Consider the following 25,041-nt stretch of genomic DNA (forward strand, 5'->3'; position numbering starts at 1 on the left):
AGGGGCGCAAGATCAGCGCATGTGGATTCGCGAACTCCAATCTTGCGGCGCTCAAATCTGGTGGTGCTCAAATCTGGTGGAAGAGATTTCGGCGCGCCTTGCGTTGAGCATCAGCCCATGGCGGCGGGATGAACCAGGGCACGCCGTCGCGCATTTCGATCTGCCAATGGTCTTGGTGAATCAGATGATGGTGATGTGAACAAAGTAGTGCACCGTTTTCTACCGCAGTCCAGGGATTTCGCGACCACCACTGAACGTGGTGAGATTCGCACCAGGCAGCGGGAATAGTGCAGTCCGGGAAACTGTAGCCTTTATCTCTGGCTACCAAGGCAGAGCGTTGTGTCCGGTTGAAGAGTCGGTTGCTGGCTCCAACGTCAAGCACTTGGCCTTTGCTGCCAAAAACCATCGGAATGATGTCTGCTTCACAGGCGAGCGCCCGAATGTTCTTGGCATTGATCGGGCCTGTGAAAGCGAGTCTGGCTGATGTTGGAGACTCAGTGGAATCTGTCTCACCAAACCCCGAGTCCCTCGATGCTTCGAACTCGCCGAGCAATTCTTTAAAGCTCGCGGTGGCCAACAATTGTGGTCTAGATCCGCCGCTAAGCGGAAGTAAGTCGGTTCGCAGCGCTGCCTTCAGGGCATCCGTCAGCGTGTCCAAGTATTTTTGCGGAAGCGAACGATCATCCAGGCTGCGTTGCGCTACGGTCTGTGCGCGCGGATTGGTGCCCGCATTCATCACCGTGAGCAGCACTTTGAATCGCCCCGGCGTGTCCGGAGGGTTTCTCAGACGATGAGCCTGTCGGCGGCTGCCGTGCTCTGGTAGTGATTGTAGTAGTGGTTTTCTAGCTCTGCTGGTGGGATGTCTCCGCAGTACTGGTAGAGCCTTCGGTGGTTGTACCAATCTGCCCATTCAGCGGTGCCGATTTCGACTTCTTCTAGAGTCCGCCAGGGCTTGCCGGGTTTGATCAGCTCGGTCTTATAAAGCCCGTTGATGGTTTCCGCCAAGGCGTTGTCGTAACTATCACCCACAGAACCGATCGAGGGGCGGATACCGGCCTGGGCCAGGCGTTCGGTGAAGGCCAAGGAGGCGTATTGAGCCCCGGCATCGTGATGATGAATCACCCCGGAAATCTCAGCCCCGGCCCGTTCACGACTCCAGATTGCCTGATTAACTGCGTTGAGCACTAGCACGGTGTTCATAGAAGCACTCGCTGACCAGCCCAGGATCCTCCGAGAGTAGGCATCGATCACGAAGGCAACATAGACCCACCCGGACCAGGTCGAAACATAGGTGAAATCATCTACCCATAGCCGATCCGGTGCCGTTGGTGTGAAATCACGGCGGACCAGGTCCTTCGCTCGGGCTGCCTTCGAGTCTTTGATCGTGGTGCGTTTGACCTTGCCACGGACCGCACCCTGTATGCCAAGTAACCCCATGAGCCGTTCTACCGTGCACCTGGCCACCGGCACACCTTCACGGTTCATCGCCAACCAGACTTTCCTGGTGCCGTGCACCCCGTAATTAGCGGCATACACCTTCTGGATCACGGGCTTGAGCACCTCATCACGTTGTTCTCGGTGAGATCGTGTTTTATCCACCCATTCGTAGTACGTGGACGGGGTGGTCTTCACCCCGTCCCAGTAAGCACCTGGCAGATCGACTCGACACCCCACCGCAATCCATTATTCTCGCGGTGACCGGCATGGTCCTTGATGTATTTCACGATCAGTGTTGTGGCGGTCGAGTTCGACCGCGAAAAAAGCTGAAGCACTCCGAAGGATCGCGTTCGCCCGTTTCAGCTCAGCGTTCTCACGCCGTAACCGTTTCAGCTCGGCCGATTCCGTGCTCGTTGTTCCAGTTCTAGTACCAACATCGATCTCGGCTTGCCGGACCCATTTACGCACCGTTTCCGGCACACCCACACCCAAAAGCTGGGCAACTTTTTGCATCGCCGCCCACTCCGAAGACGCACCCTCCATCTCCGCACGATCCTTCAACTCCTGCGGATACCGTGTCGTAGTTTTCCCTGCCATGTCCTGATCCTCTCAAACAAGAAAGTCTCCGGACACGCCGGGGCGATTCACGCACATTCTGCGTTGAATAGGCAGTGTCCGCGATCTGAGGGAGCGGTTAGAGTGTGAGTGTGAGCACTGAGAACCTTGAATCGACTCCTGTCACTCCGCGCGCCGCTCTAGGCAAGCTACCGCGCTATGCCGCTGGGAAACCGCCAGCTGTGGTGGAAGGAATCCAGAGCTACAAGCTCTCGTCTAACGAAAATCCTTTACCGCCGCTACCTGAAGTATTGGCGGCAATCTCCGATTTTGAGGCGATCAATCGCTATCCAGAGCCCACTGCCGCACCGGTGCGAGCCGCATTGGCAGAGTTGCTGGACGTACCAGCTGAAGACATTGTCATGGGTACCGGTGGACTAGGCGCTTTCAATCAGATTCTGGCGGTCTTCGCTGGTAGTAACGACAACGGCGAACCAGATGAAGTAATTTACCCGTGGCGCTCTTTCGAGGCCTATCCAATTTCAGTTGGCTTGACCGGCGCGGAGAGCGTGCAGGTTCCCTTGGCTAGTGGGGGCCGGCATGACTTGGCAGCGATGGCGGCAGCGATTACCGAGCGCACTAAGGTCATCGTGCTCTGCACACCGAATAATCCGACCGGCCCGGCCTTGCGCACGGACGAAGTTGAAGACTTTCTCAATCAGGTACCCGCCCGAGTCGTCGTGGTGATCGATGAGGCGTATCACGACTTAAACAGGGATCCACAGATGGTCAAGGGTCTAGAGATGTACCGCAAGTATTCGAATGTGGTCTTACTGCGTACATTCTCCAAGGCGTATGGATTGGCTGGCTTGCGGATTGGTTACAGCATTTCGAACCCAGAAATCACTGAGAATTTGCGCATTGCGGCTTCACCCTTTACCGCGTCTTCGGTAGCGCAAGAAGCGGCAGTGGCATCAATCGAATTACACGAGAAGATTATCGAAAGGGTACAAACCCTCGTCTTCGAGCGGGATCGGGTTCTTGAAGGGATTCGGGCGCTTGGCTGGGATATTCCCGACGCGCAGGGCAACTTCATCTGGCTCAATTTAGCGGAGAATTCCCTTGAATTTGCTGCACTCGCTGAAAAGAATGGCATCGCGGTGCGGCCGTTCGCTGGTGACGGAGTGCGAGTAAGTATCGGAGAAGTTGAAGCAAATACCAGGTTCTTGGAAATCTGTGCAAGCTATACAAAAGCGCCACTCGCTTCCTAGCGCTTCACACAGCGCGGCTGAGCTCTGCTGAGCGGTTAGAGTAGAAGCTGAGTCTGAGAGATATTCCGCAAGGGTTATGTATTCCGTTTGGGGAATATCTCTATCGCAAAGCATAGATTTGAGGTGAAGCTATGGCAGTCGTTGATTTGCCTGGCACCGAGCTCGATACTGTTGAATCGCCGTCGAGCGAACTACAGCTAAACCATTCCGAACAGATGGTTCAGCTGTTGGCAGCAGACGGTACCCGCCGTGATGACGCCGATTTTGTTCCATTTGCGGACAGGCTAGCCCCGGAACAGCTTCGCCAGTTTTATCGTGATATGGCAGTTGCTCGACGTTTTGACCAAGAGGCCACTGCACTGCAGCGGCAAGGTGAGTTGGCGCTCTGGGTGCCGGAAATTGGCCAGGAAGCGGCTCAGGTTGGTTCCGGTAGGGCAAGCAAACCGCAGGATTACTTGTTTCCGACGTATAGGGAACACGCAATAGCGCTTATCCGAGGCATTGGTCCGGAAAAGCTACTCAAGCTTTTCCGCGGTATCTCGCACGGCGGGTGGAACCCGAAAGATTACGGCTTCCACCTCTATACCCTGGTCCTAGCGGCGCAGACTTTGCACGCGGTTGGTTACGCCATGGGTATTCAGCGTGATCAAGCCAAGAATCCGGAGGCGGCCCCCGCTGCAACTATCGCCTACTTCGGTGATGGTGCCAGTTCTGAGGGTGACGTGCACGAATCTATGGTTTTCGCAGCCTCTTTTAACGCCCCCGTAGTGTTCTTTTGTCAAAACAACCAGTGGGCAATTTCGGTGCCATTTGAGGTCCAATCTCGAGTTCCACTGGCCGAGCGCGCCAAGGGTTACGGATTCCCCGGCATCCGAGTCGACGGAAATGACGTGCTTGCCGTGCACGCAGTCACCGAATGGGCACTAGACCATGCCCGAAATGGTCATGGCCCGGTGCTGATTGAAGCGGTGACTTATCGTTTGGGTGCGCATACGACGGCTGACGATCCAACTAAATACCGGAGAAGCGAAGAGGAACAGCTTTGGAGCACTCGGGATCCGCTGACTCGATTAGAGAAACTGCTTCGAACTGAATCCCACGCAGACGATGCGTTCTTCGCTCAAGTCAGTGCGGACTGCGAAGAAGCGGCGGCGGCGGTGCGTAGCGCGGTCTTGGAAATGCAGATGCCAACTATCCGAACGTCGTTTGAAAACGTTTATGCCGAGCAGCATCCGTTGGTGGCCGAAGAGCTGGCCTGGTGGGAAAACTATGAGGCGGGCTTTGACGCTGAGGAGCAGCAAAAGTGAGCACGATGACGATCGCCAAAGCGATCAATGAGGGCTTGCGCCGCGTTTTGACCCAGGATGAAAGCGCCCTGCTGATGGGTGAAGACATCGGCGCTCTTGGCGGCGTTTATCGCGTTACCGAAGGCTTGAAATTTGAGTTTGGCGGTGAGCGCCTTGTTGATACGCCGCTTGCTGAATCTGGCATCATTGGCACTGCGATCGGTCTGGCCTTACGTGGCTATAAACCCATTTGTGAAATCCAATTTGATGGGTTTGTCTTTCCTGGCTTCAACCAGATCACCACCCAGCTGGCGAAAATTCATGCTCGGAGCGAAGGCCAGCTGAGCGCCGGGGTAGTAATTCGAATTCCTTATGGCGGTGGTATTGGTTCGATCGAACACCACTCGGAATCTCCGGAAGCGCTTTTCGCGCACACTTCGGGCCTGCGGATCATCACGCCGTCGAATCCACATGACGCTTACTGGATGATTCAGCAGGCAGTAGAGTGCCCAGATCCGGTCATTGTTTTCGAGCCGAAGCGCCGTTACTGGCTCAAAGGCGAAGTCGATACCGAACGTTCGGGTCGGAGCGCTTTCGAGGCGCAAATCCTTCGGGAAGGCAGCGATGCAACGTTGCTGGCCTACGGCCCACTTGTTCCGGTAGCTCTGGCCACTGCAGAAGCAGCGCAGCAAGCGGGGCACAGTGTTGAAGTGGTCGATCTGCGTTCACTTTCGCCCATTGATTTCGATCTAGTTACCCGTTCAGTGCAGAAAACTGGGCGGCTTTTGATCGCACACGAAGCGCCGACTTTTGGCGGTTTGGGTGGCGAAATTGCGGCCAGGATCAGCGAACGAGCTTTCTATTCTTTGCAATCGCCGGTGATCCGCGTTGGCGGCTTCCATCTTCCCTACCCGGTTGCGCGGGTTGAAGAGCACTACTTGCCGGATATTGATCGCATGCTCGAAGCTCTTGATCGGGCGATGGCCTACTGATGGGGGAATCCATGAACAGCTTCAAATTGCCCGATGTTGGCGAAGGCCTTACCGAGGCGGAAATTGTCTCCTGGAAAGTCAAAGTTGGCGATGTAGTTGCGATCAACGACGGCCTAGTTGAAATTGAGACTGTAAAATCCCTAGTGGAACTGCCTTCGCCGTATGCGGGGATCGTGAGTGCGCTTCTGGTCGCGGAGGGTCAGACCGTCGACGTCGGAACCGAAATCATTACGATTGGCGCCGCGGGAGCTGGCCCCTTGTTGGCTCATCCGTCCGTGGATATTGCGCCGGAAAACATTATTGCGGAGACACAGAAACGTACCCTGCCTTCCGCCGAGGAATCAGATGAGCCTCAACCCGGTCCTTTGGTTGGCACCGGACCGGAAGCGGATTCAGTGCACCGCCGAGCGCGAAAGCGCGATGTTTCGCTTAGTACTGCACCGTTGGCAGCAGAACTTACTCGACCGACAGTGGCCGAAGTGGTGACGCGTCCACTGGCAACCCCGCCGGTGCGCAAGGCAGCGCAAGACTCCGGAATCGACCTGTCCCTGGTACGAGCATCTGGGCTTCGGGGCGAGATCACCAGAAAAGATCTGCAGGACTACCAGCAGCAAACTGAACCAATTCCAGTCGTGGGCTCCGCTGCTGGGTTGATCGAGCGCATTCCGGTTAAAGGAGTCCGCAAAGCAACGGCCGAAGCCATGGTGCGCAGCGCCTTCAGTGCTCCGCATGTGAGCATATTCGTTGACGTCGACGCCACTCGAACAATGGAGTTCGTCAAACGGCTCAAGGCGAGTAGCGACTTCGACGGCGTCAAAATATCACCACTGCTGATTGTCGCGAAAGCAGTGATTTGGGCTGCTGCGCGCAACCCAAGCGCGAATGCGGCCTGGGCTGATCAGGAGATTTTGCTGAAGAAGTTCATTAATTTGGGTATTGCTGCGGCAACGCCACGTGGCCTAGTGGTGCCGAATATCAAGAATGCCCAGGAGCTAAGTCTCAAAGAGCTAGCAATTGCCTTGAACACGCTGGCTGAGACCGCGCGTGCCGGGAAAACTCAACCTGCGCAGATGCAAGATGGCACACTGACCATCACCAACATTGGTGCTTTGGGATTGGACACCGGCACCCCGATTATCAACCCCGGCGAAGTAGCAATTGTTGCTTTTGGCACCATCAAGCAGAAGCCGTGGGTTGTCGATGGGCAAGTAGTGCCGCGTTGGATCACCACGCTAGGTGGCTCCTTCGATCATCGCGTAGTTGACGGCGATGTTGCTGCGCGGTTCCTTGGCGATGTTGCTGCGATTCTTGAAGAACCAGCGCTGCTGCTGGATTGAGCGGTAGTTAAAAATTGATGGGGCAACTCGAATTGAGCTGCCCCATCAATCACTTCAAAGCGTTGACTAGGAAGTCAACAGGCTTACGCCATATGCCTGGAGAGCCGGTCCTACTTTTTGCAGGTAGGTTTCGTCGGTATCTCCGTCTTGCGAAGCACAGTACGGGCTGCCCTGCGAGGTCTTGTGTAAATTGCCGCCGGAGGTCATACCTGCCGCATAGTTCCCGGAAAGGTTTGATCCGCCAGAGTCGCCCGGGATAGTGCAACCGTTGGTCTGAATCATGTTTTTCAGGGTAACGCCCTCGTCTTGGTAGGAGACGCTTGCATTGGTGGATAAAACTTTGGAGCATTTCCATTTGGTCTTTTGACCGGACTTGCAAATGGTGTCACCGACCGCAACATTGGTTGAGCCTTTGACGCTCAGGTATGTGCCGTCGTACTTATCAACGGCGCCCTTGCCGGTGAAGTTGGCCGTGTTGACGTCTATCAAACCGTAATCGGTCGAGCTTCCAGAGCCAAAGGAACTGTCCTCGTCGTTGCCGAGGTTCACTTTGTCTTTAGACACGGGTCCACCAGTTGTGGTGCAGTGGCCGGCTTGGACAATTTTGATGTCCGAAGCGTCGTTGTTGCTCTTGGAGAAGAAGCCAATCGAGCAAGTGTATCTGTCGCTATCGAAGAGGTAGCGTTGTCCACCATATGCGGCAGTGCCGGCCGAAGTGTGCGCAGCGTTAGCCGCCTTGCTGATCTTAATGACAGAAGAGCTGGCGTCAAGGACTGCCTGCTGTGCTGGGGTTGCGGTCGTCGCCGTTGGAAGCGTTACGTTGACCGAGTTGGTCACCGGGCTGATCGACCAGCGAGCGCCGCTGGCGCTGTCAAATGTTGCCGCGAGTTGATCCGAGACAGACTGCAACTGAGCGAGCGAGTTCGCTACCCGCACGGACCGGATGCCCTGGGCCGAAGCCAAGGCTGCACCGGCGTCGTCAGTTACCGAAGCCGTAAGCTCTCCACTGGCAAAGTCAGTGTAAGCGCCTGCGCCATGGCTGCCGAGGATGCTGTCTAGTTTGGTAGCCAACTCGCCACGAGCGGCCTGGGTATCAATCCGGTGCTGCGCTGCATCGCGGTTGACTCCCTGTTCTACTAGGTAATTTACTGCTGCTTGTACCGGATCCGCAGGATCAGCTGCGTTAGCGTTCGCGGCTCCGAACGCGGTGGCCCCGAAAGTTACGGCCAGAAGCGATACGGTTGCCAATCCGGAAAGACAAGCCTTCCGAACGTTTGTTGATGTCTTCACTGACACTCCTTGAATGTTTTGCGATTTTACGGCGAAGATCGTCTTTGATCTCGCTAACGATTGCAAACGGTGCATCGCAAATCTGAGATCTGCAACGCTCAAGTTTTATGAGGCTAAAGTCCAAATGTCCTGTGTAGAAACTGGTTAAACCCTGAACTTTAGCTATGACGTCCAAGGATTTTCGCCGTTAAGATAATCGATGCTTTCGTGCCAAAACGTCGGCTTGAACCGGTCGTTGAAAAGCGCGAAATGACCGATTTTTTGCTCCCCATAACGGCTCGGGGCCAAGAAATGGCTCGACGACGGCGCGGAGCTGAAGTAGCGCAGCATCCGGTTGGTCGCGGCCGGGGTTGCAAAGGCATCGTCAGTGGGGGCAACTGCTGCAATGGGGGCGGTGACTGCGGCAAAGCTTCGCCGGAGTTCGGGCTGACCGCGCGTGAAGTCACGGGGACTGCGTGCCCAGTCCATGGCCACACCTCGTGGCAGGTCTTCCGTCAGTCCCAAGCGTTTGCCGGGAAAATATCCTGTTTTATGTGTCAGGAGCGGCATGCGTAGATGCCATTGATACCAGAAGTTCAGCCGTTCGGCGCGTTGATAATCCCGCCAGTAAGCATGCTGCGCGCCAACCATCAGAATTCGCTGCAGCTCTCTCGCATGCGGAGCCAGGCCCGCCGCGAATCCGCCAAAGCTGTGGCCGACCAAAGAGGTTTTCCAAGGCTGCACGGCATAAGCCAATACTGCGTCGAGATCGTATCTTCCCCAGTCTGACCAATGACCGTGCAGCGCTTTGAGATCCGAAACAGCAGATAAACCGATGCCGCGGTAATCGAATGTGATGGCGTTGAACCCCGACTCACGCAAGAATTCGGCATAGCGGCGGTAATAACTGGCTAGCACTCCGGTGGCACATGCGATCACGATCGTTGCAGCGTCTGGATTATCTGCTTCAAAGACCGTACACACCAAGGTGTATCCATCTTGGGTCTGGAGGCTGATCTGCTTACCGGGCATGGACTCAGTTCATCATGACTGCGGCATATGGAGCGTTAGAACAACCCTCTCCACTTTCAATTTATACCGGATAGGGGGTCTTGCCGCAAGGCCCCCTATGGCCCGGATAATGATCAGTCCAAGAAGAATCCTGCACGTTGGCAGTCACCTAAATGCTGCTTGATGGGAGCAAATGATTTGAAGAACGCCGTGATTAGCCCATTCAACCTTCCCGACAACCTCAGTGCGAAAGCTGACCCCGCGCTGATTGCCCGTGACGAAGCGCAGTTTGCGGTGATTACTGAAAGCCTTGAAGAAACGATTGCTCAGTTATCTGGGCGTCTTGACGCCGAGCGTAAAGCCCCGGGCGTCGGAGGGCAGGCCGCCTTGGACCGCGATCAGGAAATCCATCGCTTGACCGCGCGGCTTCGCACCTTGCGAAGGTTCGGGTTAGACCTAGCTCTTGGCCGTATGGTCGGGGTCGAAAATGTAGACGCAGAGCAAACTGGGCCGGTTTACATTGGCCGATTGGGGCTTACCGACGGAGCTGGTCGTCGGCTACTTCTTGATTGGCGCGGCCCAGCCGCTGAACCGTTTTTTGGCGCTACCCATGCGACCCCTATGGGTCTACGAAGCCGGCGTCGATACCGTTGGACGCGAGGCGAGCTTACCGATTATTGGGATGAGGTATTTACCGAAGAAGGTTTGGTCGGAAATGCCGCCCTGGATGATCAATCAGCGTTTATTGCCAGCCTGGGTGGCAACCGCTCCGCCCAGATGCGAGATGTGCTTGGCACCATTCAATCTGATCAAGACGCAATTATCCGCGCCGGGTCACGTGGCGCACTTGTCGTTGATGGTGGCCCTGGGACCGGTAAGACCGTAGTTGCCCTGCACCGCACAGCGTATCTGCTCTACTCGGACCCGAGGTTGGGTCATCACCGCGGTGAGGTGCTGTTTGTTGGCCCACATCAGCCTTATCTGGCGTACGTTGCCGATGTGCTGCCCAGTTTGGGGGAGGAAGGCGTGCAAATCTGTACGCTGCGCGATTTTTTGCCCGGGGTGGCCCAAGTAGCCGAAGAGTCCAGTGCGGAAGTTGCGCAACTGAAATCGAGCGCCAAGTTGGTCAGCGCGATTGACGCCGCCGTCGCTCTTTACGAAAAGCCCCCGACCAAGGGGATGCTAGTTGAGACGCCGTGGTCTGATTTGTGGCTAAGCGCCGACGATTGGGCCGAGGCATTCGGTTCTGCGGATCCAAGTGCTTCGCATAATGAAGCGCGTGATCAGATTTGGGACGCGCTGATCAAGATCCTGATCGATAAGTACGCCGGTGAACTCGACGACGATCAAGACGATTGGCAACCAGACAAAGACGAGTTCGATGCCTACGGAATCCACTGTGAGGGGGGTGGAAAGTAAGCTTCGCGGCTCGCTTGCGGCAAATCAAGCATTGGTACACGAGTTCGGTAAATCGTGGCCGCTGCTGGAGGCGAGCGATATTGTTAGCGATCTCTGGTCAGTTCCCGCTTATTTGCGGATGTGCGCTCCTTGGCTTGAGGCAAGTGAGATATCTGCTTTGCAACGAGCTGAATCGAGCCCCTGGACAGTTTCTGACCTGCCCTTTTTGGACGCGGCAAGGCTACGTCTTGGCGACCCGGAAGCATCACGGCGCAGGCAGCGTCAAGCAGCGACTGCCGCATTCGAGCGAGAGCGGATGTCCGACGTCGTCAGCGATTTGATCTCGAGCGACGATTCGGCCCTTGGAGTGATGTCGATGTTGCGTGGTCAGGATTTACGAGCTGCACTGGTAGACGATTCGTCGGTGCCCGCGGCGGACCCTGATCTGCTTGCTGGGCCTTTTGCCCATATCGTGGTTGACGAAGCGCAAGAGCTAACTGACGCGCAATGGCAAATGCTGCTCCGGCGATGTCCCTCGCGAAGCTTCACGATTGTGGGAGACCGCGCTCAGGCCAGACACGGATTCACCGAGTCTTGGCAGGAGCGTCTTGAGCGGGTCGGGTTCGACCGGATCGAAATGGCAACTCTGAGCATCAATTACCGCACGCCACAAGAGGTCATGAGCGAGGCCGAGCCGGTGATTAGAGCGGTTCTTCCAGATGCCAATGTGCCCAGGTCGATCCGTAGTAATGGAATCCCGGTACAGCATGGTCAAGTAGCCGAGCTGGAAGCGATCCTTGATGCTTGTTTTGCCAAACATGCAGAAGGCGTCGCGTGCGTCATTGGCGACTCGCGCTTTGTCGCGAGCCCTCGGGTGCGATCCTTGACGCCTGAATTGGCAAAGGGACTCGAATTCGACTTGGTGATCTTGGTCGATCCGGAGTCGTTTGGCGAAGGCATAGAGGGTGCGGTAGATAGCTACGTCGCAATGACCAGAGCTACACAACAGCTGGTGATCCTCACGAGTTGAAACCCCGTTGAGGGGTCGTGAAGTGACGCTAATATGGGCGGTTAGCGTCACTTCACGACCCTTCAACGGGTGCAGTCTGCTGGGCACGATTTGGGCTCGGCGCTGACATTCGCGATCGCATTGAATCTTGGCGCAGTCGGTGGATCTTTGATTTCGGCACCTTTGGCGGATCGATTCGGACCGATGCGAGTGGCTGCCGTTACTGCCGCGTGTGCCGCCGTCGCACTGCTTTTATTGTTGCTAAACCCGCCTACGGCAGTCGTCTATGCGCTGTTTGTCGTCGCTGGTATTGGCACACACGGAACTCAGTGTCTACTTTTGGCGGCGATCGCCACTCACTATCCGAGTCGACTACGTGGCACTGCGCTGGGCTGGGCGCTGGGTATCGGTCGAATTGGTGCCGTAGCAGCTCCGCAAATTGGCGGCCTAACTATTGGCCCTCAACCTGGGTGTGAATTCGAACTACGTAGCCTTCGCATTCGGCGCGGGTCTAGCTTCAATCGCGCTGATATTTCTGCTTGCGAAGTTTGGGCGACCAACTAACCTCGCGCGATAGCTGCGGCGAGCACCGGGGCCAAGCGCCGGACACCTTCGCGAATGCTTTCTGAGTTCACCGCGCTGAAGGCTAAGCGTAAGGAGTTGCTTTGCTCGGTGCCGGTAAACGCCGCTCCTGGTACAAAAACCACTCCTGCTTCGATGCCCTCGTGCAGTAGCGGGTACGTATCGATGCCCTCGGGCAGGGTTAGCCAGATGAAGAAGCCGCCGGCCGGCCGGTTCCACTGCACGCCGGCAGGCATGTGTTCTTCCAGCGCTTCGAGCATCGTCTCGCAGCGCTCGCGATACAGGGAACGGTACTGCTCGATCTGGCCCTTCCAGTCATAATCTCGAAGATATGCCGAAACAAGCATTTGATTGAACGATGGCGGGCAGAGCGTCACTGCCTCGCTCGCCAAGTAGAAGCGCTGCTTGAGTTCAGTCGGCACAAGTGCCCAACCGATTCGGAGCCCAGGCGCAAAAATCTTAGAAAAGGAGCCCAAGTAGAGCACGTTGTGCGCGTCTCTAGCGCGCAGCGGCGCCAAGGGTTCGCCGTCGAATTTCAACAGGCCATACGGGTTGTCTTCCACAATCAAAACATGCGCCTCGCGGCATATGTCAATGATTTCTTGCCGACGCTCTTCGGTGAGCATTGCCCCGGATGGATTATTGAAGTTAGGGATGGTGTAAAGGAATTTCACCTTTTTGCCGGCGGCCTGCAGCCGGGTCAAGTTTTCTCGAAGGGAGCTGGGTACTAGGCCGTCGCCGTCGACTGCGACCGGTACAACTTCCACTTCGTATGCCTCAAAAGTGTTTAAGGCACCGACATATGTGGGGTCTTCGACCAAGATGACATCGCCTGGATCACAAAAAACCTTGGCGGCCACGTCCTGGGCGGACTGCGACCCTGCGGTCACCACTACATTGTCTGGGTCGGCATCAATAATGCCTTCCGCAGCCATCACCTCGCAGATCTGCTCGCGCAGCTCCCGCGTACCTTGTCCGCCGCCATACTGAAGCGCCTCAAGCCCTTGATCAGCAATGATTTTAGCGGCAGTCTGGCCAAGTTTCTCTAGTGGAAGCGATTGCAGATACGGGTTTCCGCCAGCCAGCGAGATGAGTCCCGGCTGCATCGATATTTCGAAGACATCTCGAACCGCGGACTGCTTAATATTTGCAGCGCGTCGTGAGAATAGATCAGTCAGCGAGTCAGCGGGTTCCATGGTGTGAGTCACATTTTCCAGCATAGCCCGTGAAGTTCACTAATGGTCAACAAATGTTTTCAAAAAGCTCTAACTCGGATGACAAACATGTAACGTTTGAGTAACGAGTAAAAATTCACAGGTAGCAGAACTGGGTGAAATTTCACTCAACCGGTTCAGTCGATGTGTGACTATTCGTTGCGCCACAGCCCGCTAGCTCCGGAAATGCTCCGGTTTACGGACTGTCGTCAAAGATTTCGTTCGGGTTACGGCGGCGAAATCCCTTTATCCGCTTAGGCAGCAGCGATGAAAATGCTGTGCTAGATTCTCAGTAATGTGATGCGTAGCACAGTTACCCGAATTGCTGGAAGGCTTCGGTAACGTTGCACGCCCAGACCAATGGGGGTCTGCGGTGAAACTGCGCATCGGACCGCAAGCCAGTCGGGAGGACTGAACAGGTGTCACAACGAAGCGTGGGAATGCCGGATCATGAGTTATCGAAGAGCAGAGGACCGGAACAACCTCAGTAGTAAGTACTCATCACATGCTTTTCTACCTTCTCAAAAGAGCCGCCACCTATGTGGTCATGATTTTTCTGACCACATCTGCCGCTTTTTCTGGCCACCGCTTACTTCAAGCCCGGTAAGGACATGGAGAGCCGCAGTCCGCGGCCTAGTCAAGAACAAATTGACAACTCCTTGGCACTACTGGGGTTAGACCCGCATCGTTCAGCCTGGGACAAATACGTCGACTGGTTAGGCGGCATCTTCACTCGTTGGGATTGGGGACGCAGCCCTAATGCTCAGCACGTATCAGCTGAATTTGGTACCAGGGTTTGGGTGAGTACCCAGCTATACACACTGGCAATCTTGCTGACTGAATCGCTCCGGTGTGTCCGGAGGGTTTCTCAGACGATGAGCCTGTCGGCGGCTGCCGTGCTCTGGTAGTGATTGTAGTAGTGGTTTTCTAGCTCTACTGGTGGGATGTCTCCGCAGTACTGGTAGAGCCTTCGGTGGTTGTACCAATCGGCCCATTCAGCGGTGCCGATTTCGACTTCTTCTAGAGTCCGCCAGGGCTTGCCGGGTTTGATCAGCTCGGTCTTATAAAGCCCGTTGATGGTTTCCGCCAAGGCGTTGTCGTAACTATCACCCACAGAACCGATCGAGGGGCGGATACCGGCCTGGGCCAGGCGTTCGGTGAAGGCCAAGGAGGCGTATTGAGCCCCGGCATCGTGATGATGAATCACCCCGGAAATCTCAGCCCCGGCCCGTTCACGACTCCAGATTGCCTGATTAACTGCGTTGAGCACTAGCACGGTGTTCATAGAAGCACTCGCTGACCAGCCCAGGATCCTCCGAGAGTAAGCATCGATCACGAAGGCAACATAGACCCACCCGGACCAGGTCGAAACATAGGTGAAATCAGCTACCCATAGCCGATCCGGTGCCGTTGGTGTGAAATCACGGCGGACCAAGTCCTTCGCTCGGGCCGCCTTCGAGTCTTTGATCGTGGTGCGTTTGACCTTGCCACGGACCGCACCCTGTATGCCAAGTAACCCCATGAGCCGTTCTACCGTGCACCTGGCCACCGGCACACCTTCACGGTTCATCGCCAACCAGACTTTCCTGGTGCCGTAAACCCCGTAATTAGCGGCATACACCTTCTGGATCACGGGCTTGAGCACCTCATCACGTTGTTCTCGGTGAGATCGTGTTTTATCCACCCATTCGTAGTACGTGGACGGGGTGGTCTTCACCCCGTCCCAGTAAGCACCTGGCAGATCGACTCGACACCCCACCGCAATCCATTATTCTCGCGGTGACCGGCATGGTCCTTGATGTATTTCACGATCAGTGTTGTGGCGGTCGAGTTCGACCGCGAAAAAAGCTGAAGCACTCCGAAGGATCGCGTTCGCCCGTTTCAGCTCAGCGTTCTCACGCCGTAACCGTTTCAGCTCGGCCGATTCCGTGCTCGTTGTTCCAGTTCTAGTACCAACATCGATCTCGGCTTGCCGGACCCATTTACGCACCGTTTCCGGCACACCCACACCCAAAAGCTGGGCAACTTTTTGCATCGCCGCCCACTCCGAAGATGCACCCTCCATCTCCGCCACCATGCGCACCGTATGATCCTTCAACTCCTGCGGATACCGTGTCGTAGTTTTCCCTGCCATGTCCTGATCCTCTCAAACAAGAAAGTCTCCGGACACACCGGGGCGATTCACTGTACGGTTCCTTGGAGACCTCCGCCTGCGGTAGCGCGGAAGTCGCTCACCCTGGCTAAAGGCAATCCAGCCACCGCCACAATCGCCTTGCCTACCGGATGTTCACTGCCATGTTCCACGGCAGCGCTGAGCCGAATGAGCTCGGCTTCCGGCATGCCAAAGCTTTGCACAGCCTGGACGGCCAAGGTGCCAGTGGTGACCGTTCCGGTCTTGTCCAACACAATGGTGTTCGCCGTTCGGGTGTCCTCGAGCACTTGTGGCCCCTTGATCAGGATGCCCAGTTGCGCGCCACGCCCAGTGCCGGTCAACAGCGCGACAGGTGTGGCTAGGCCTAGCGCACAAGGGCAGGCAATAACCAAGACGGCGACGGCGGCCACGAAAGCAGCCTGTACGTCACCCGAGAAGATCCACCACAAGACGAATGTCAGCACGGCGATGCCGAGTACGATCGGCACGAATACGGCGCTGATCCGGTCAGCTAGTCGCGCAATTGGCGCCTTCTCGCTCTGCGCCTGACTGACTAGTCGACCCATCTGAGCCAAGGTAGTCTCGCTGCCAACGCGGCTTGCTCTGACAAGGAGTCGGCCGGAGGTGTTGATGGTCGCGCCAGTCACTGAATCTCCGGGCGCAACCTCAACGGGTAGCGATTCTCCGGTAACCAGGGAGGTGTCGATAGCTGAGTGACCTTCTAATATCTGGCCGTCGGCCGGAAGTTTTTCACCCGGCCGGACCACGAAGTGTTCGCCTACCTTGAGGTCTTCGGCCGGTATTGACACCTCTTTGCCATCCCGGATTACCGTCGCTTCTTTGGCACCCAAGCTGAGTAGTGCCTTGAGCGCATCGCCAGCCTTGGCCTTGGATCGAGCCTCGAGATAACGGCCCAAGAGTAAAAAGGTAGTGACGACGGCGGCCACCTCAAAGTAGAGACCACCCCCGGTCATGCTTTCCATCCCTGGGTGTTCTGTCATCAGGGGATTGGCAATGAGTTCGCCCAAGGAAAACAGGTACGCCGCGATAATGCCGATCGAGACCAAAGTATCCATGGTGGAGGCACCATGGCGCGCATTGACTGCGGCCGCTTTGTGAAATCCCCAGGCGGACCAGCTTGCTACTGGCAGAGTGAGCGCGGCCGCGAACCAGCCCCAATGTGCAAACCGCAGCGCCGGAATCATGGAGATCAAAAATACCGGGACGGTTAGCACTGCGGCGACGATCAAACGCGGTAAGAGCTCTTTGGCACTGCCACCGTGGTCCATATGATTTTCGTGCTGCGCATGCTGCATTGGTTCTTTGACGCTGGCGCTGTATCCGGTGGTTTTGACTGCGGCAACTAACTCTTCGTCGCTGACTCCGGCTGGCACTTCCACCCGTGCAGATTCCAGCGGTAGGTTCACCACGGCATTCACGCCGTCGATTTGATTGAGCTTCTTCTCCACCCTGGTAACGCACGAAGCGCACGTCATGCCCTGAATATCGAGATCGACGAATCGACCCGCAGTCTCGGTGGATTTTGTAAGTTCTCTTGCTGTTTTCATCTTGCCCATTCCATGTTCCGGTCCGGGTCGAATGAGCGCCGAAGAAGCTTTCTAACAGGATCTGCCGGGAAAGTTTCGTCAGTTTCGCAACGGGGCGGACGCAGTAGGAGGACCCTTCAGCGGGGGTGTAGTTATTAGGCCTGATCGGCGACGACGAGGTATCCCGCCTCCGCTACGGCTTCGCTGATCTCTGCAACGCTTAGCGCGGCAGTTGAGGTGATGGTCGCCGTCGAAATTCCGCCGGCATTCAACTCGACTGAAACATCTTGTACTGCTGGCAGTGCGGTCAATTCTTCGGTGACCGAATTGACGCAGTGACCGCAGGTTATCCCGGAAATCGAAACAGTAGTTGATTGAGTGCTCATAATTGCTCCTAGCTTCGCAATAGGCGAGAAATAGCCGCGGTGGCTTCTTCTACCTTGGCTTTGACGATTTCTGGATTGCCAGTTTGGCTGGATTCTTCCGCAGCGCCAACGACGCAGTGGTCGATATGTTCTTGAAGCAGGCCAATACTTACGGCATGCAGTGCTTTGTTCACCGCGGCCACCTGCGTCAAAATATCGATGCAGTACTTGTCCTCTTCGACCATCCTGGCAATGCCACGGATTTGGCCTTCGATTCGCCGCAAACGGCGAAGGTACGCCTGCTTGTCTTCTTTATAGCCATGTTCCATGACACTCAACTTATACCCCCTAGGGGGTATAAGTTGAGTACCCCCTAGGGGGTATATTAATTCGCTGGGTAACCAGGCTGGGAGAGTCGGAACTCGAATCCATCAACGAGTAGCTTTACCCGGTCCAAAAGGAGCTGAAACATACCACCGTCGATGGCGCGCAACGTCTCGGTGGCTAAGGCAGGGTCCTTTTGGGTTGACCAGGCAGCGCGATGTTCATCGCGAATTAGTCCGCCGTGTGAGCTGCGTGCGCGAAAAATCTCTTCTGAGATCATGGTGTCCATGGTCAGATGACCTACTAAGTCCACCGCCATATTGGCATCTGCCGCACTGAAGCCTAAGGCCATCAAATCTTGCGCGATCTTAGTCGCGGCTTTGATGAGGCCGTTAGGCGAGGGGCGCATGAGCTTGATCTCTTGACTGGCGCCGGGGTGCTCATCGAGAAAATTCCAGAATGCTGTTGCAAACTGGGGCAGGTATTCGCGCCAGTCTGGGTGGGGCTCTGGCCATTGCTGGCTTTCTAGGCCAAAGTCAACGGCGAGGCGAACTAGGTCCGCTCGATCGGTAATGTGACGATAAAGCGAGCTTTGACCTACACCAAGACGCTTCGCGACCTTGGTGGAAGATATCCCATCTAGCTCGGCAAGTGCTGCTTCGCCGATGCTGGACCGGGACATAATGGCTGGTCTGCCGACGCCCCGGGATTTCGGTAATTGCTCGTTCTGTCGCATGGTCCCTTTCTGCTGAGGCAGCCAAACTTACTGTGCCGCCTCATTGTCACCAGGATACGCCCCAAGGTGTATTGCATCATCTTGAAATGGGCGCAGTCCGCAATCAGGCAGCGTAGCTGCGTCCGCCGTCGATAACGTCCTGGAGGTGGTATTCCATCTCCTATTAACGTAGTGGTTAACAAATTTGCGCTACCTATTAATAGCGTTGAATACCGAGGAACAGGTTCCGTTTTAAAAAAGCTGTGTGGGTTGTCTGGAATATTCCAGACAACCCACACAGCGAAGTATTACTAGATACCACTCAATGGCATCATTTAAATCTTCGTTTTGCTTAGAGGCCCCAAAAGCGGGCGAGCAGACGAATTGCAAAATCAGACAGCGTGGTTACGGTGGGCCCGAGGATGTGCCACAGCGTAGCAATGGTGTGCCTTGTTACTCCTTATGATTATAAAGGATGTGGTTTAACCTAGCTTTGCAGGCCCGCAATATGAATATACTGCGTAAAATGTTTACTGCAAAGAGTTAAAAAGGAATTTTATTTTTATGACATTGAGACTAACTGTCGCTCAATTAAAGTAATTTGCAATAGCCATTCAGGTAACTAGTTAGTCATTAAGAATTGCCATTTTATTTGACTGCACCCGTTGAAAGCCAGCGAACAAGCTGCTTTTGTGCTATCCAACCAGCTATTACGACCGGAAGGGAGGCCAAAACCGATGCTGCCGAGAGCTTGGCCAAGAACAAGCCCTCGCTGGTCATCTGTGAAACCAGGAACACTGGAACGGTCGCGGCATTTGCCGCGGTCAAGTTGAGCGCAAAGAAAAACTCATTCCAAGCGAAAATGACGCAAATTAGCGCGGTAGCAGCCAACCCTGGTGCGACCATCGGAACCAAAATCGTTAGAATAGTCTTGAGCAGGCCAGCTCCGTCCATTTGGGCAGCTTCTAGTACTTCACTAGGTACTTCCTGGAAGAACGAGCGCATCATCCAGACAGCTATGGGCAAGTTCATCGAGGTATAAGCACAATCAAGGTGCCAATGTTTTCCAGCACTTTGAGTTGGCCGGCGATGACATAAATCGGCATGATGACAGCGACCACGGGCAGCATCTTGGTGGAGATGAAGAAAAATAGCACATCCTGAGTCTTTTTAACTGGCCTAATACTCAAGGCGTAGGCGGCCGGAACCGCGAGCAAGATAACTAAAACGGTGGATAGCCCGGTGGCGATGAGCGAGTTGAGAAAATAGCTACCCGCGCCGGCATTGAGCACCGCGGCAAACTGGTCAAATGTTGGTGCGAAAATAAATTTTGGCGGGCTGGACGCGGCGTCGGACTCTTGTTTGAAGGCGGTCAACACCATCCAAAGAACCGGGGCGAAGAAGATCAACGCGACTAGCCAAGTGAGGGTAGTCAGTGCTGAAGCGCCAACTTTGCCCCGCCGGGCGCGAGCATTGTCCGCCCGGCCAACGGCCTTTGTACGCTGTGTAAGAGTGGCGGTCATAGCGTGTCCTTCGTGTCGAAGCTGCGGAAAATCAACCGCAAGGCGAATGTTGCGATCACTATCGTGGCAATGACGGTGACTACGCCCATCGCTGCGGATTGGCCAATGTCGAAGCCCAGGAAAGCTCTTTGGTAGATGTAGAACGGTAGGTTGGCGCTTGCCGTACCCGGCCCGCCCGCGGTCATCAGGTAAATCTGATCGAAGGTATTCACTACGTAAATCGCACCGAGCAGCACGCCCAGTTCAATGTAGCGACGCAATTGCGGCAGTGTGACGAAGGCGAAATTTTTCCACCATCCGGATCCATCAATCTGTGCAGCTTCCAGCACATCCTTAGGTTGTGCCTTGCAATCCGGCGAGGACCAAAAGCATCATGAAGGGCGTCAACTGCCAGACCAAGGCAATCAGGATTGAAATCACCGGATACTTTGACGTCCAGTCCACGGCGGGAATACCTACTAGCGAGGTCACCCAGTTGACTAGGCCGAAGCTTGGGTTGAGCATCGAAACGCTCCACAGGGTGGCTGAAGCAGCCGGCATGATGAGGAACGGCGAGGAACGGCGTTATCAATAGGGTGCGCACAATTGAGCGGCCGCGGAAGCTGCGGTCTAACAAAATTGCTAAAAAGATGCCCAAGATCATTGCCACGAAAACGCAGCTGAGCGTGATCAGAATTGAATTGAACGCTGCACCGCGAAAGGTTGAGTTGAGAAAGATATCTGCATAGTTCTTGAGGAATACGAACTGATCACTATCTGGTCGCAGTAGATTCCAGTTCCGCAGCGAGTACCAAATTGTTAGCAGGAACGGGATCTGCGTCACCAAGATGGTGAAGACTAATGCGGGAAGCAGCGGTGCGCGCCGCCGCCAGCCTTCGGCTTTGGAATATTCCAGTGCGGGGTCCGCTGGACTTTCTTTTTGTTTGGCACCTAGGCGTTCATTTCTACGTGTGGGGGCCGCCGTCGTCATTTTTTGGCTCCTGTTTGGTAGGATTCCGCGACAATTTCGGCGTATTGCTGAGCTTGAATGAGTGCGTCATCGACGCTCTGCTGGCCCGCAATCGCGGCGGAAATCTGTTGTGCGACTTGAGTGCCCAAATCCTGGAACTCGGGTATTCCCACGAACTGCAATCCGGGGTAGGGCACTTTCTGCACCATCGAGTTGCTCTGTGAGGCATTGTTCATCGCCTTGAGGGTTGGCTCCGCATAAGCTGCGGCCACCTTGGCGTATTCCGGGATTTGATAGGTAGACAGCCTGCTGCCAGGAGGTACGCGTTCCCAGCCAATATTGTTTCCGACCAATTTGATGTAGTCCTTGTTGGTCATCCAGGAGACGAAGTCCCAAGCCGCATCCTTGTGCTTGGAAGTCTGCGGAATGGCTAGTGACCAGCTGTAAAGCCAACCAGCAGATTTGGTATCTTTGACCGGGGCTGGCGCGTAGGCCGTTTGCCCGGCGACCTTCGAAGACTTTGGATCTTCGACCGAAGACACCATGGCAGTGGCGTCGTACCACATGGCAGCTTTGCCTTGGCTATAACGTGTGATGCAGTCGCCGTAGCCGCTGGTGGCGACACCGGGCTGGCCGTAGTTGTTCAATAAGCTGACGTAATCGCTTACCGCTGATTTCACCTGTGGGGAATTCAGCTTTGCGTTCCAGTCCTGGTCGAACCATTGCCCGCCGTAGGTGTTGATCATGGTGTCCAGCGGCGCCATCACCTCACCCCAGCCAGCTAGGCCACGGAGGCAGACGCCGGCAAAATCGTTTTTTGGGTCATTTAGTTTCGCAGCGAAGCCTTTTATGTCATCCCAGGTGGGGTTCGCTGGCATGGTTAGCCCGGCCTTATCGAAAAGGTCTTTGCGGTAGGCGACGAAGGAAGATTCGCCATAAAAAGGTACCGAATAGAGGTTGTTTTGGTAGCTCAGCGCATCCTTGATTGTCGGGATGAAATCGTTGGGATCGTACCCGGCGGTCTTGTCTGCATAGGGCTGCAGGTTAGTGATCCAGCCGTTTTTGCCCACATTTCGGTTTCGTAGTTAGAGATCATCACAACGTCGAAATCACCACCGCCAGTTGCCACAGATGCCACAGATACCACAGATACCGTGATTTTGGCGCGGGCTTCATTTTCCGGAAGCGAAACAAACTTCACGTTGACGTTCGGGTGCGCCTTGCGGAAGTCATCCTGTAGCGAGATGGCGTCTTTCATCTGCGGATTCGACACGATGGCGACCGTAATCTCAGTCTTCGCCGTTGGATCAGCCGAGCAGCCAGTCAAAGCGACCATGGCGATCATGAGTGCTGCCAGGCTTACACCGATCGCTCGAGGCAAGCTACGGCGGCGTAAGCCTGCTTGATAGGGGGACTTCATGGGTAACCTTCCCTGTTCTTGCTCAAATGAGTAACCACGGTGGCTCATTTGTTAAGTGACTTTAGTCATATATGCTCATTTGAGCAAGACTTGAGTGCTCATGCGTTCGTTAGGGAGCCATGACAGCAATACAACCGGAGCACGAAGCTTCTCGCGTTGATCGGCAAGGACTATTACTTGGACAACTTGTCCAAGGTTGATATTGCTCAGCGCTATGGCATTTCACGATTCCAAGTAGCGCGTTATCTCGATGAAGCGCGGGAGGAAGGAATCGTTCACATTGAAGTGCGATTCCCCGGACTAGCTGATGCAACAGATCCGTTGTTACTTGCGCAAAAACTGGGTGTGCAGCGGGTAGTGATTGTGCGTTCGCTCAATGACGATGTTCAGCAGCGAGATCTACTGGCACAGGCGGTTGCCGAAGAAATCATGACGGTAACCCGGGCCGGAATGACGGTGGGCGTTTCTTGGTCCCGCACGCTGGATGTGGCTGCGCGCTACATCAGCAGGCTGCCAAAATGTGAAGTAGTTCAACTTGCTGGCGCGCTGCCCGGCACTGGAAATTCAAACCCGTTAGAGCTGATCCAACGGTTAGGTAGGGTTTCTGAGGGGAAAGTTTGGCCGCTTTGGGCGCCACTTGTCGTAGACAGTGCACAGACTGCCGTTGGACTACGTCAGCAGCCAGAGATTTCTCATGCGCTCACTAAAGCTGATTCTCTGGATGTAGCTGCCGTTGCCATTGGTGCTTTGGGGCCGGCACTCTGAATCGCCCCGGTGTGTCCGGAGACTTTCTTGTTTGAGAGGATCAGGACATGGCAGGGAAAACTACGACACGGTATCCGCAGGAGTTGAAGGATCGTGCGGTGCGCATGGTGGCGGAGATGGAGGGTGCGTCTTCGGAGTGGGCGGCGATGCAAAAAGTTGCCCAGCTTTTGGGTGTGGGTGTGCCGGAAACGGTGCGTAAATGGGTCCGGCAAGCCGAGATCGATGTTGGTACTAGAACTGGAACAACGAGCACGGAATCGGCCGAGCTGAAACGGTTACGGCGTGAGAACGCTGAGCTGAAACGGTTACGGCGTGAGAACGCTGAGCTGAAACGGGCGAACGCGATCCTTCGGAGTGCTTCAGCTTTTTTCGCGGTCGAACTCGACCGCTACAACACTGATCGTGAAATACATCAAGGACCATGCCGGTCACCGCGAGAATAATGGATTGCGGTGGGGTGTCGAGTCGATCTGCCAGGTGCTTACTGGGACGGGGTGAAGACCACCCCGTCCACGTACTACGAATGGGTGGATAAAACACGATCTCACCGAGAACAACGTGATGAGGTGCTCAAGCCCGTGATCCAGAAGGTGTATGCCGCTAATTACGGGGTGTACGGCACCAGGAAAGTCTGGTTGGCGATGAACCGTGAAGGTGTGCCGGTGGCCAGGTGCACGGTAGAACGGCTCATGGGGTTACTTGGCATACAGGGTGCGGTCCGTGGCAAGGTCAAACGCACCACGATCAAAGACTCGAAGGCGGCCCGAGCGAAGGACTTGGTCCGCCGTGATTTCACACCAACGGCACCGGATCGGCTATGGGTAGCTGATTTCACCTATGTTTCGACCTGGTCCGGGTGGGTCTATGTTGCCTTCGTGATCGATGCTTACTCTCGGAGGATCCTGGGCTGGTCAGCGAGTGCTTCTATGAACACCGTGCTAGTGCTCAACGCAGTTAATCAGGCAATCTGGAGTCGTGAACGGGCCGGGGCTGAGATTTCCGGGGTGATTCATCATCACGATGCCGGGGCTCAATACGCCTCCTTGGCCTTCACCGAACGCCTGGCCCAGGCCGGTATCCGCCCCTCGATCGGTTCTGTGGGTGATAGTTACGACAACGTCTTGGCGGAAACCATCAACGGGCTTTATAAGACCGAGCTGATCAAACCCGGCAAGCCCTGGCGGACTCTAGAAGAAGTCGAAATCGGCACCGCTGAATGGGTCGATTGGTACAACCACCGAAGGCTCTACCAGTACTGCGGAGACATCCCACCAGTAGAGCTAGAAAACCACTACTACAATCACTACCAGAGCACGGCAGCCGCCGACAGGCTCATCGTCTGAGAAACCCTCCGGACACACCGGGGCGATTCAGTTTTTGCCCGGCTTCCTCAAACTCCTGCCATGTCTTGGGCGTCCCGACGCCGGCTTTGCCCAGTAGATCTTGGCGGTAGTACATCACCATCGGTGCTGCATCGTAAGGTAGTCCGTACGTCTTGTCGCCAAATTGAACCATGCTTCGAATCTCGTCAGCGAACTTATCCACCGTGTTGGCTTTGTCAATCAAGCCATCTAGGGGCTGGATTTGATCATTGCTGACAAACTGGGGCAGCTGCGGGTATTCAATAGTGGCAATATCGGGCCCATTTCCAGCGGTAATGGCCGTGGATAACTTGGCGTAACCACCATTGGCACCATTTGGCGCGGTTTCGAATTTCACCGTGATCTTGCTTTGGCTGGCATTGAAAGCTGCAGCCACCTTGTCCATCCCTGCCAATGGTGACCAGAAAGTGATTGCACCACTGGGATCCGCGGCTGATGCCGAGTTGCCCGCCGAGCCGGAACCACAGCCGGCAAGCAGCAACGCGCTGCCGGTCAAGACCACAGCTCCGATAAGCAGTTTGCGACGCCTCATTGTTCT

20 protein-coding genes and 5 pseudogenes are annotated in these 25,041 nt (G+C 55.4%); 9 read left to right on the top strand and 16 right to left on the bottom strand.

Going from position 1 to position 25,041, the window contains the following annotated elements; translation table 11 throughout:
• Positions 1–67: 67 nt before the first annotated feature.
• Entirely contained in the window at positions 68–751 is a 684-nt protein-coding gene (locus RSAL33209_RS02380) for a DUF222 domain-containing protein (protein ID WP_012244017.1), read from the bottom strand.
• Between the two features lie 32 nt (positions 752–783).
• Positions 784–2,034: pseudogene (locus RSAL33209_RS16825) on the bottom strand (IS3 family transposase).
• 110 nt (positions 2,035–2,144) lie between these two features.
• Here RSAL33209_RS16825 and RSAL33209_RS02395 point away from each other — a divergent pair.
• The 4 genes from RSAL33209_RS02395 to RSAL33209_RS02410 all read left to right on the top strand — a co-directional run bounded on the left by RSAL33209_RS02395 (position 2,145) and on the right by RSAL33209_RS02410 (position 6,878).
• Positions 2,145–3,263 carry a histidinol-phosphate transaminase gene (locus tag RSAL33209_RS02395; protein WP_041684324.1) on the top strand — a complete coding sequence of 373 codons (1,119 nt, stop codon included), beginning with the start codon at positions 2,145–2,147 and terminating at the stop codon, positions 3,261–3,263.
• A gap of 131 nt (positions 3,264–3,394) precedes the next feature.
• A complete protein-coding gene (gene pdhA, locus RSAL33209_RS02400; protein ID WP_012244020.1) occupies positions 3,395–4,570 on the top strand; it encodes a pyruvate dehydrogenase (acetyl-transferring) E1 component subunit alpha in 1,176 nt (391 codons plus the stop codon).
• The gene (locus RSAL33209_RS02405; protein ID WP_012244021.1) at positions 4,567–5,541 is read left to right on the top strand and encodes an alpha-ketoacid dehydrogenase subunit beta; all 975 of its coding nucleotides are present in this window, start codon (positions 4,567–4,569) and stop codon (positions 5,539–5,541) included. Before pdhA ends, RSAL33209_RS02405 begins: the two co-directional genes overlap by 4 nt.
• Before the next feature lie 11 nt (positions 5,542–5,552).
• A complete protein-coding gene (locus tag RSAL33209_RS02410) occupies positions 5,553–6,878 on the top strand; it encodes a dihydrolipoamide acetyltransferase family protein (RefSeq protein ID WP_041685046.1) in 1,326 nt (441 codons plus the stop codon).
• Between the two features lie 66 nt (positions 6,879–6,944).
• On the opposite strand, the gene RSAL33209_RS02415 is transcribed toward RSAL33209_RS02410, so the two are convergent.
• Together RSAL33209_RS02415 and RSAL33209_RS02420 are read right to left on the bottom strand one after the other, a co-directional pair.
• Positions 6,945–8,168 (bottom strand): S1 family peptidase, encoded by a 1,224-nt coding sequence (locus tag RSAL33209_RS02415; protein ID WP_114597687.1) that lies wholly within the window; start codon positions 8,166–8,168, stop codon positions 6,945–6,947.
• A gap of 162 nt (positions 8,169–8,330) precedes the next feature.
• On the bottom strand, positions 8,331–9,179 hold the full coding sequence (locus RSAL33209_RS02420) for an alpha/beta hydrolase family protein (RefSeq protein ID WP_012244024.1): 849 nt from the start codon (positions 9,177–9,179) through the stop codon (positions 8,331–8,333).
• 162 nt (positions 9,180–9,341) lie between these two features.
• Between RSAL33209_RS02420 and RSAL33209_RS19480 the strand changes: the two genes are divergently transcribed.
• The 3 genes from RSAL33209_RS19480 to RSAL33209_RS02430 all read left to right on the top strand — a co-directional run bounded on the left by RSAL33209_RS19480 (position 9,342) and on the right by RSAL33209_RS02430 (position 12,129).
• Entirely contained in the window at positions 9,342–10,577 is a 1,236-nt protein-coding gene (locus RSAL33209_RS19480) for a HelD family protein (RefSeq protein WP_325050091.1), read from the top strand.
• Positions 10,567–11,586 (top strand): helicase domain-containing protein, encoded by a 1,020-nt coding sequence (locus RSAL33209_RS19485; RefSeq protein WP_325050092.1) that lies wholly within the window; start codon positions 10,567–10,569, stop codon positions 11,584–11,586. Before RSAL33209_RS19480 ends, RSAL33209_RS19485 begins: the two co-directional genes overlap by 11 nt.
• A gap of 69 nt (positions 11,587–11,655) precedes the next feature.
• On the top strand, positions 11,656–12,129 hold the full coding sequence (locus RSAL33209_RS02430; protein ID WP_012244027.1) for an MFS transporter: 474 nt from the start codon (positions 11,656–11,658) through the stop codon (positions 12,127–12,129).
• On the opposite strand, the gene RSAL33209_RS02435 is transcribed toward RSAL33209_RS02430, so the two are convergent.
• The 11 genes and pseudogenes from RSAL33209_RS02435 to RSAL33209_RS18480 all read right to left on the bottom strand — a co-directional run bounded on the left by RSAL33209_RS02435 (position 12,126) and on the right by RSAL33209_RS18480 (position 22,356).
• Entirely contained in the window at positions 12,126–13,367 is a 1,242-nt protein-coding gene (locus RSAL33209_RS02435; protein ID WP_012244028.1) for an aminotransferase-like domain-containing protein, read from the bottom strand. The genes RSAL33209_RS02430 and RSAL33209_RS02435 overlap by 4 nt on opposite strands.
• 862 nt (positions 13,368–14,229) lie before the next feature.
• A pseudogene (locus RSAL33209_RS16830) lies at positions 14,230–15,495 on the bottom strand (IS3 family transposase).
• A 50-nt stretch (positions 15,496–15,545) separates the two neighbouring features.
• Positions 15,546–17,081, bottom strand: a pseudogene (locus RSAL33209_RS02450) (heavy metal translocating P-type ATPase); the annotation flags it as partial.
• 134 nt (positions 17,082–17,215) lie between these two features.
• Entirely contained in the window at positions 17,216–17,446 is a 231-nt protein-coding gene (locus RSAL33209_RS02455) for a heavy-metal-associated domain-containing protein (protein WP_012244032.1), read from the bottom strand.
• 8 nt (positions 17,447–17,454) lie between these two features.
• On the bottom strand, positions 17,455–17,754 hold the full coding sequence (locus RSAL33209_RS02460) for a metal-sensitive transcriptional regulator (RefSeq protein ID WP_041684325.1): 300 nt from the start codon (positions 17,752–17,754) through the stop codon (positions 17,455–17,457).
• A gap of 56 nt (positions 17,755–17,810) precedes the next feature.
• Positions 17,811–18,485, bottom strand: coding sequence for a TetR family transcriptional regulator (locus RSAL33209_RS02465; protein WP_012244034.1), 675 nt, complete (start codon positions 18,483–18,485; stop codon positions 17,811–17,813).
• Between the two features lie 627 nt (positions 18,486–19,112).
• A pseudogene (locus RSAL33209_RS02470) lies at positions 19,113–19,987 on the bottom strand (carbohydrate ABC transporter permease).
• The gene (locus RSAL33209_RS19490; protein ID WP_012244037.1) at positions 19,984–20,316 is read right to left on the bottom strand and encodes a carbohydrate ABC transporter permease; all 333 of its coding nucleotides are present in this window, start codon (positions 20,314–20,316) and stop codon (positions 19,984–19,986) included. The pseudogene RSAL33209_RS02470 and the gene RSAL33209_RS19490 overlap by 4 nt, the downstream one beginning before the upstream one ends.
• Positions 20,317–20,320: 4 nt before the next feature.
• Positions 20,321–20,491, bottom strand: coding sequence for a hypothetical protein (locus RSAL33209_RS19495; RefSeq protein ID WP_325051566.1), 171 nt, complete (start codon positions 20,489–20,491; stop codon positions 20,321–20,323).
• Between the two features lie 462 nt (positions 20,492–20,953).
• Positions 20,954–22,006, bottom strand: coding sequence for an ABC transporter substrate-binding protein (locus tag RSAL33209_RS02480; RefSeq protein WP_233494253.1), 1,053 nt, complete (start codon positions 22,004–22,006; stop codon positions 20,954–20,956).
• Positions 21,907–22,356, bottom strand: coding sequence for an extracellular solute-binding protein (locus RSAL33209_RS18480; RefSeq protein WP_233494254.1), 450 nt, complete (start codon positions 22,354–22,356; stop codon positions 21,907–21,909). The genes RSAL33209_RS02480 and RSAL33209_RS18480 overlap by 100 nt, the downstream gene beginning before the upstream one ends.
• 177 nt (positions 22,357–22,533) lie before the next feature.
• Here RSAL33209_RS18480 and RSAL33209_RS02485 point away from each other — a divergent pair, with 177 nt between their 5' ends.
• Positions 22,534–23,121, top strand: coding sequence for a sugar-binding domain-containing protein (locus tag RSAL33209_RS02485; RefSeq protein ID WP_169305776.1), 588 nt, complete (start codon positions 22,534–22,536; stop codon positions 23,119–23,121).
• Positions 23,122–23,168: 47 nt separating this feature from the next.
• Positions 23,169–24,464: pseudogene (locus RSAL33209_RS16835) on the top strand (IS3 family transposase).
• Here RSAL33209_RS16835 and RSAL33209_RS02500 read toward each other — a convergent pair.
• Complete coding sequence (locus RSAL33209_RS02500) at positions 24,454–25,035, bottom strand: ABC transporter substrate-binding protein (RefSeq protein ID WP_080503739.1); 582 nt, start codon at positions 25,033–25,035, stop codon at positions 24,454–24,456. The pseudogene RSAL33209_RS16835 and the gene RSAL33209_RS02500 sit on opposite strands and share 11 nt — an antisense overlap.
• Between the last annotated feature and the right edge of the window lie 6 nt (positions 25,036–25,041).

Origin of the sequence: Renibacterium salmoninarum ATCC 33209 (genome assembly GCF_000018885.1) — a bacterium.
In the GTDB taxonomy this organism is placed as follows: Bacteria; Actinomycetota; Actinomycetes; order Actinomycetales; family Micrococcaceae; genus Renibacterium; species Renibacterium salmoninarum.

What these genes read in the sequence shown, in the direction of transcription:
- RSAL33209_RS02410 (WP_041685046.1), top strand. Translation starts at nt 5,553, where the DNA reads ATGAACAGCTTCAAATTGCCCGATGTTGGCGAAGGCCTTACCGAGGCG.
- RSAL33209_RS02420 (WP_012244024.1), bottom strand. Translation starts at nt 9,179, where the DNA reads ATGCCCGGTAAGCAGATCAGCCTCCAGACCCAAGATGGATACACCTTG.
- RSAL33209_RS19495 (WP_325051566.1), bottom strand. Translation starts at nt 20,491, where the DNA reads ATGCTCAACCCAAGCTTCGGCCTAGTCAACTGGGTGACCTCGCTAGTA.
- RSAL33209_RS19480 (WP_325050091.1), top strand. Translation starts at nt 9,342, where the DNA reads ATGGGAGCAAATGATTTGAAGAACGCCGTGATTAGCCCATTCAACCTT.
- RSAL33209_RS02435 (WP_012244028.1), bottom strand. Translation starts at nt 13,367, where the DNA reads ATGCTGGAAAATGTGACTCACACCATGGAACCCGCTGACTCGCTGACT.
- RSAL33209_RS02500 (WP_080503739.1), bottom strand. Translation starts at nt 25,035, where the DNA reads ATGAGGCGTCGCAAACTGCTTATCGGAGCTGTGGTCTTGACCGGCAGC.
- RSAL33209_RS02455 (WP_012244032.1), bottom strand. Translation starts at nt 17,446, where the DNA reads ATGAGCACTCAATCAACTACTGTTTCGATTTCCGGGATAACCTGCGGT.
- RSAL33209_RS02460 (WP_041684325.1), bottom strand. Translation starts at nt 17,754, where the DNA reads ATGGAACATGGCTATAAAGAAGACAAGCAGGCGTACCTTCGCCGTTTG.
- RSAL33209_RS02465 (WP_012244034.1), bottom strand. Translation starts at nt 18,485, where the DNA reads ATGCGACAGAACGAGCAATTACCGAAATCCCGGGGCGTCGGCAGACCA.
- pdhA (WP_012244020.1), top strand. Translation starts at nt 3,395, where the DNA reads ATGGCAGTCGTTGATTTGCCTGGCACCGAGCTCGATACTGTTGAATCG.
- RSAL33209_RS18480 (WP_233494254.1), bottom strand. Translation starts at nt 22,356, where the DNA reads ATGAAGTCCCCCTATCAAGCAGGCTTACGCCGCCGTAGCTTGCCTCGA.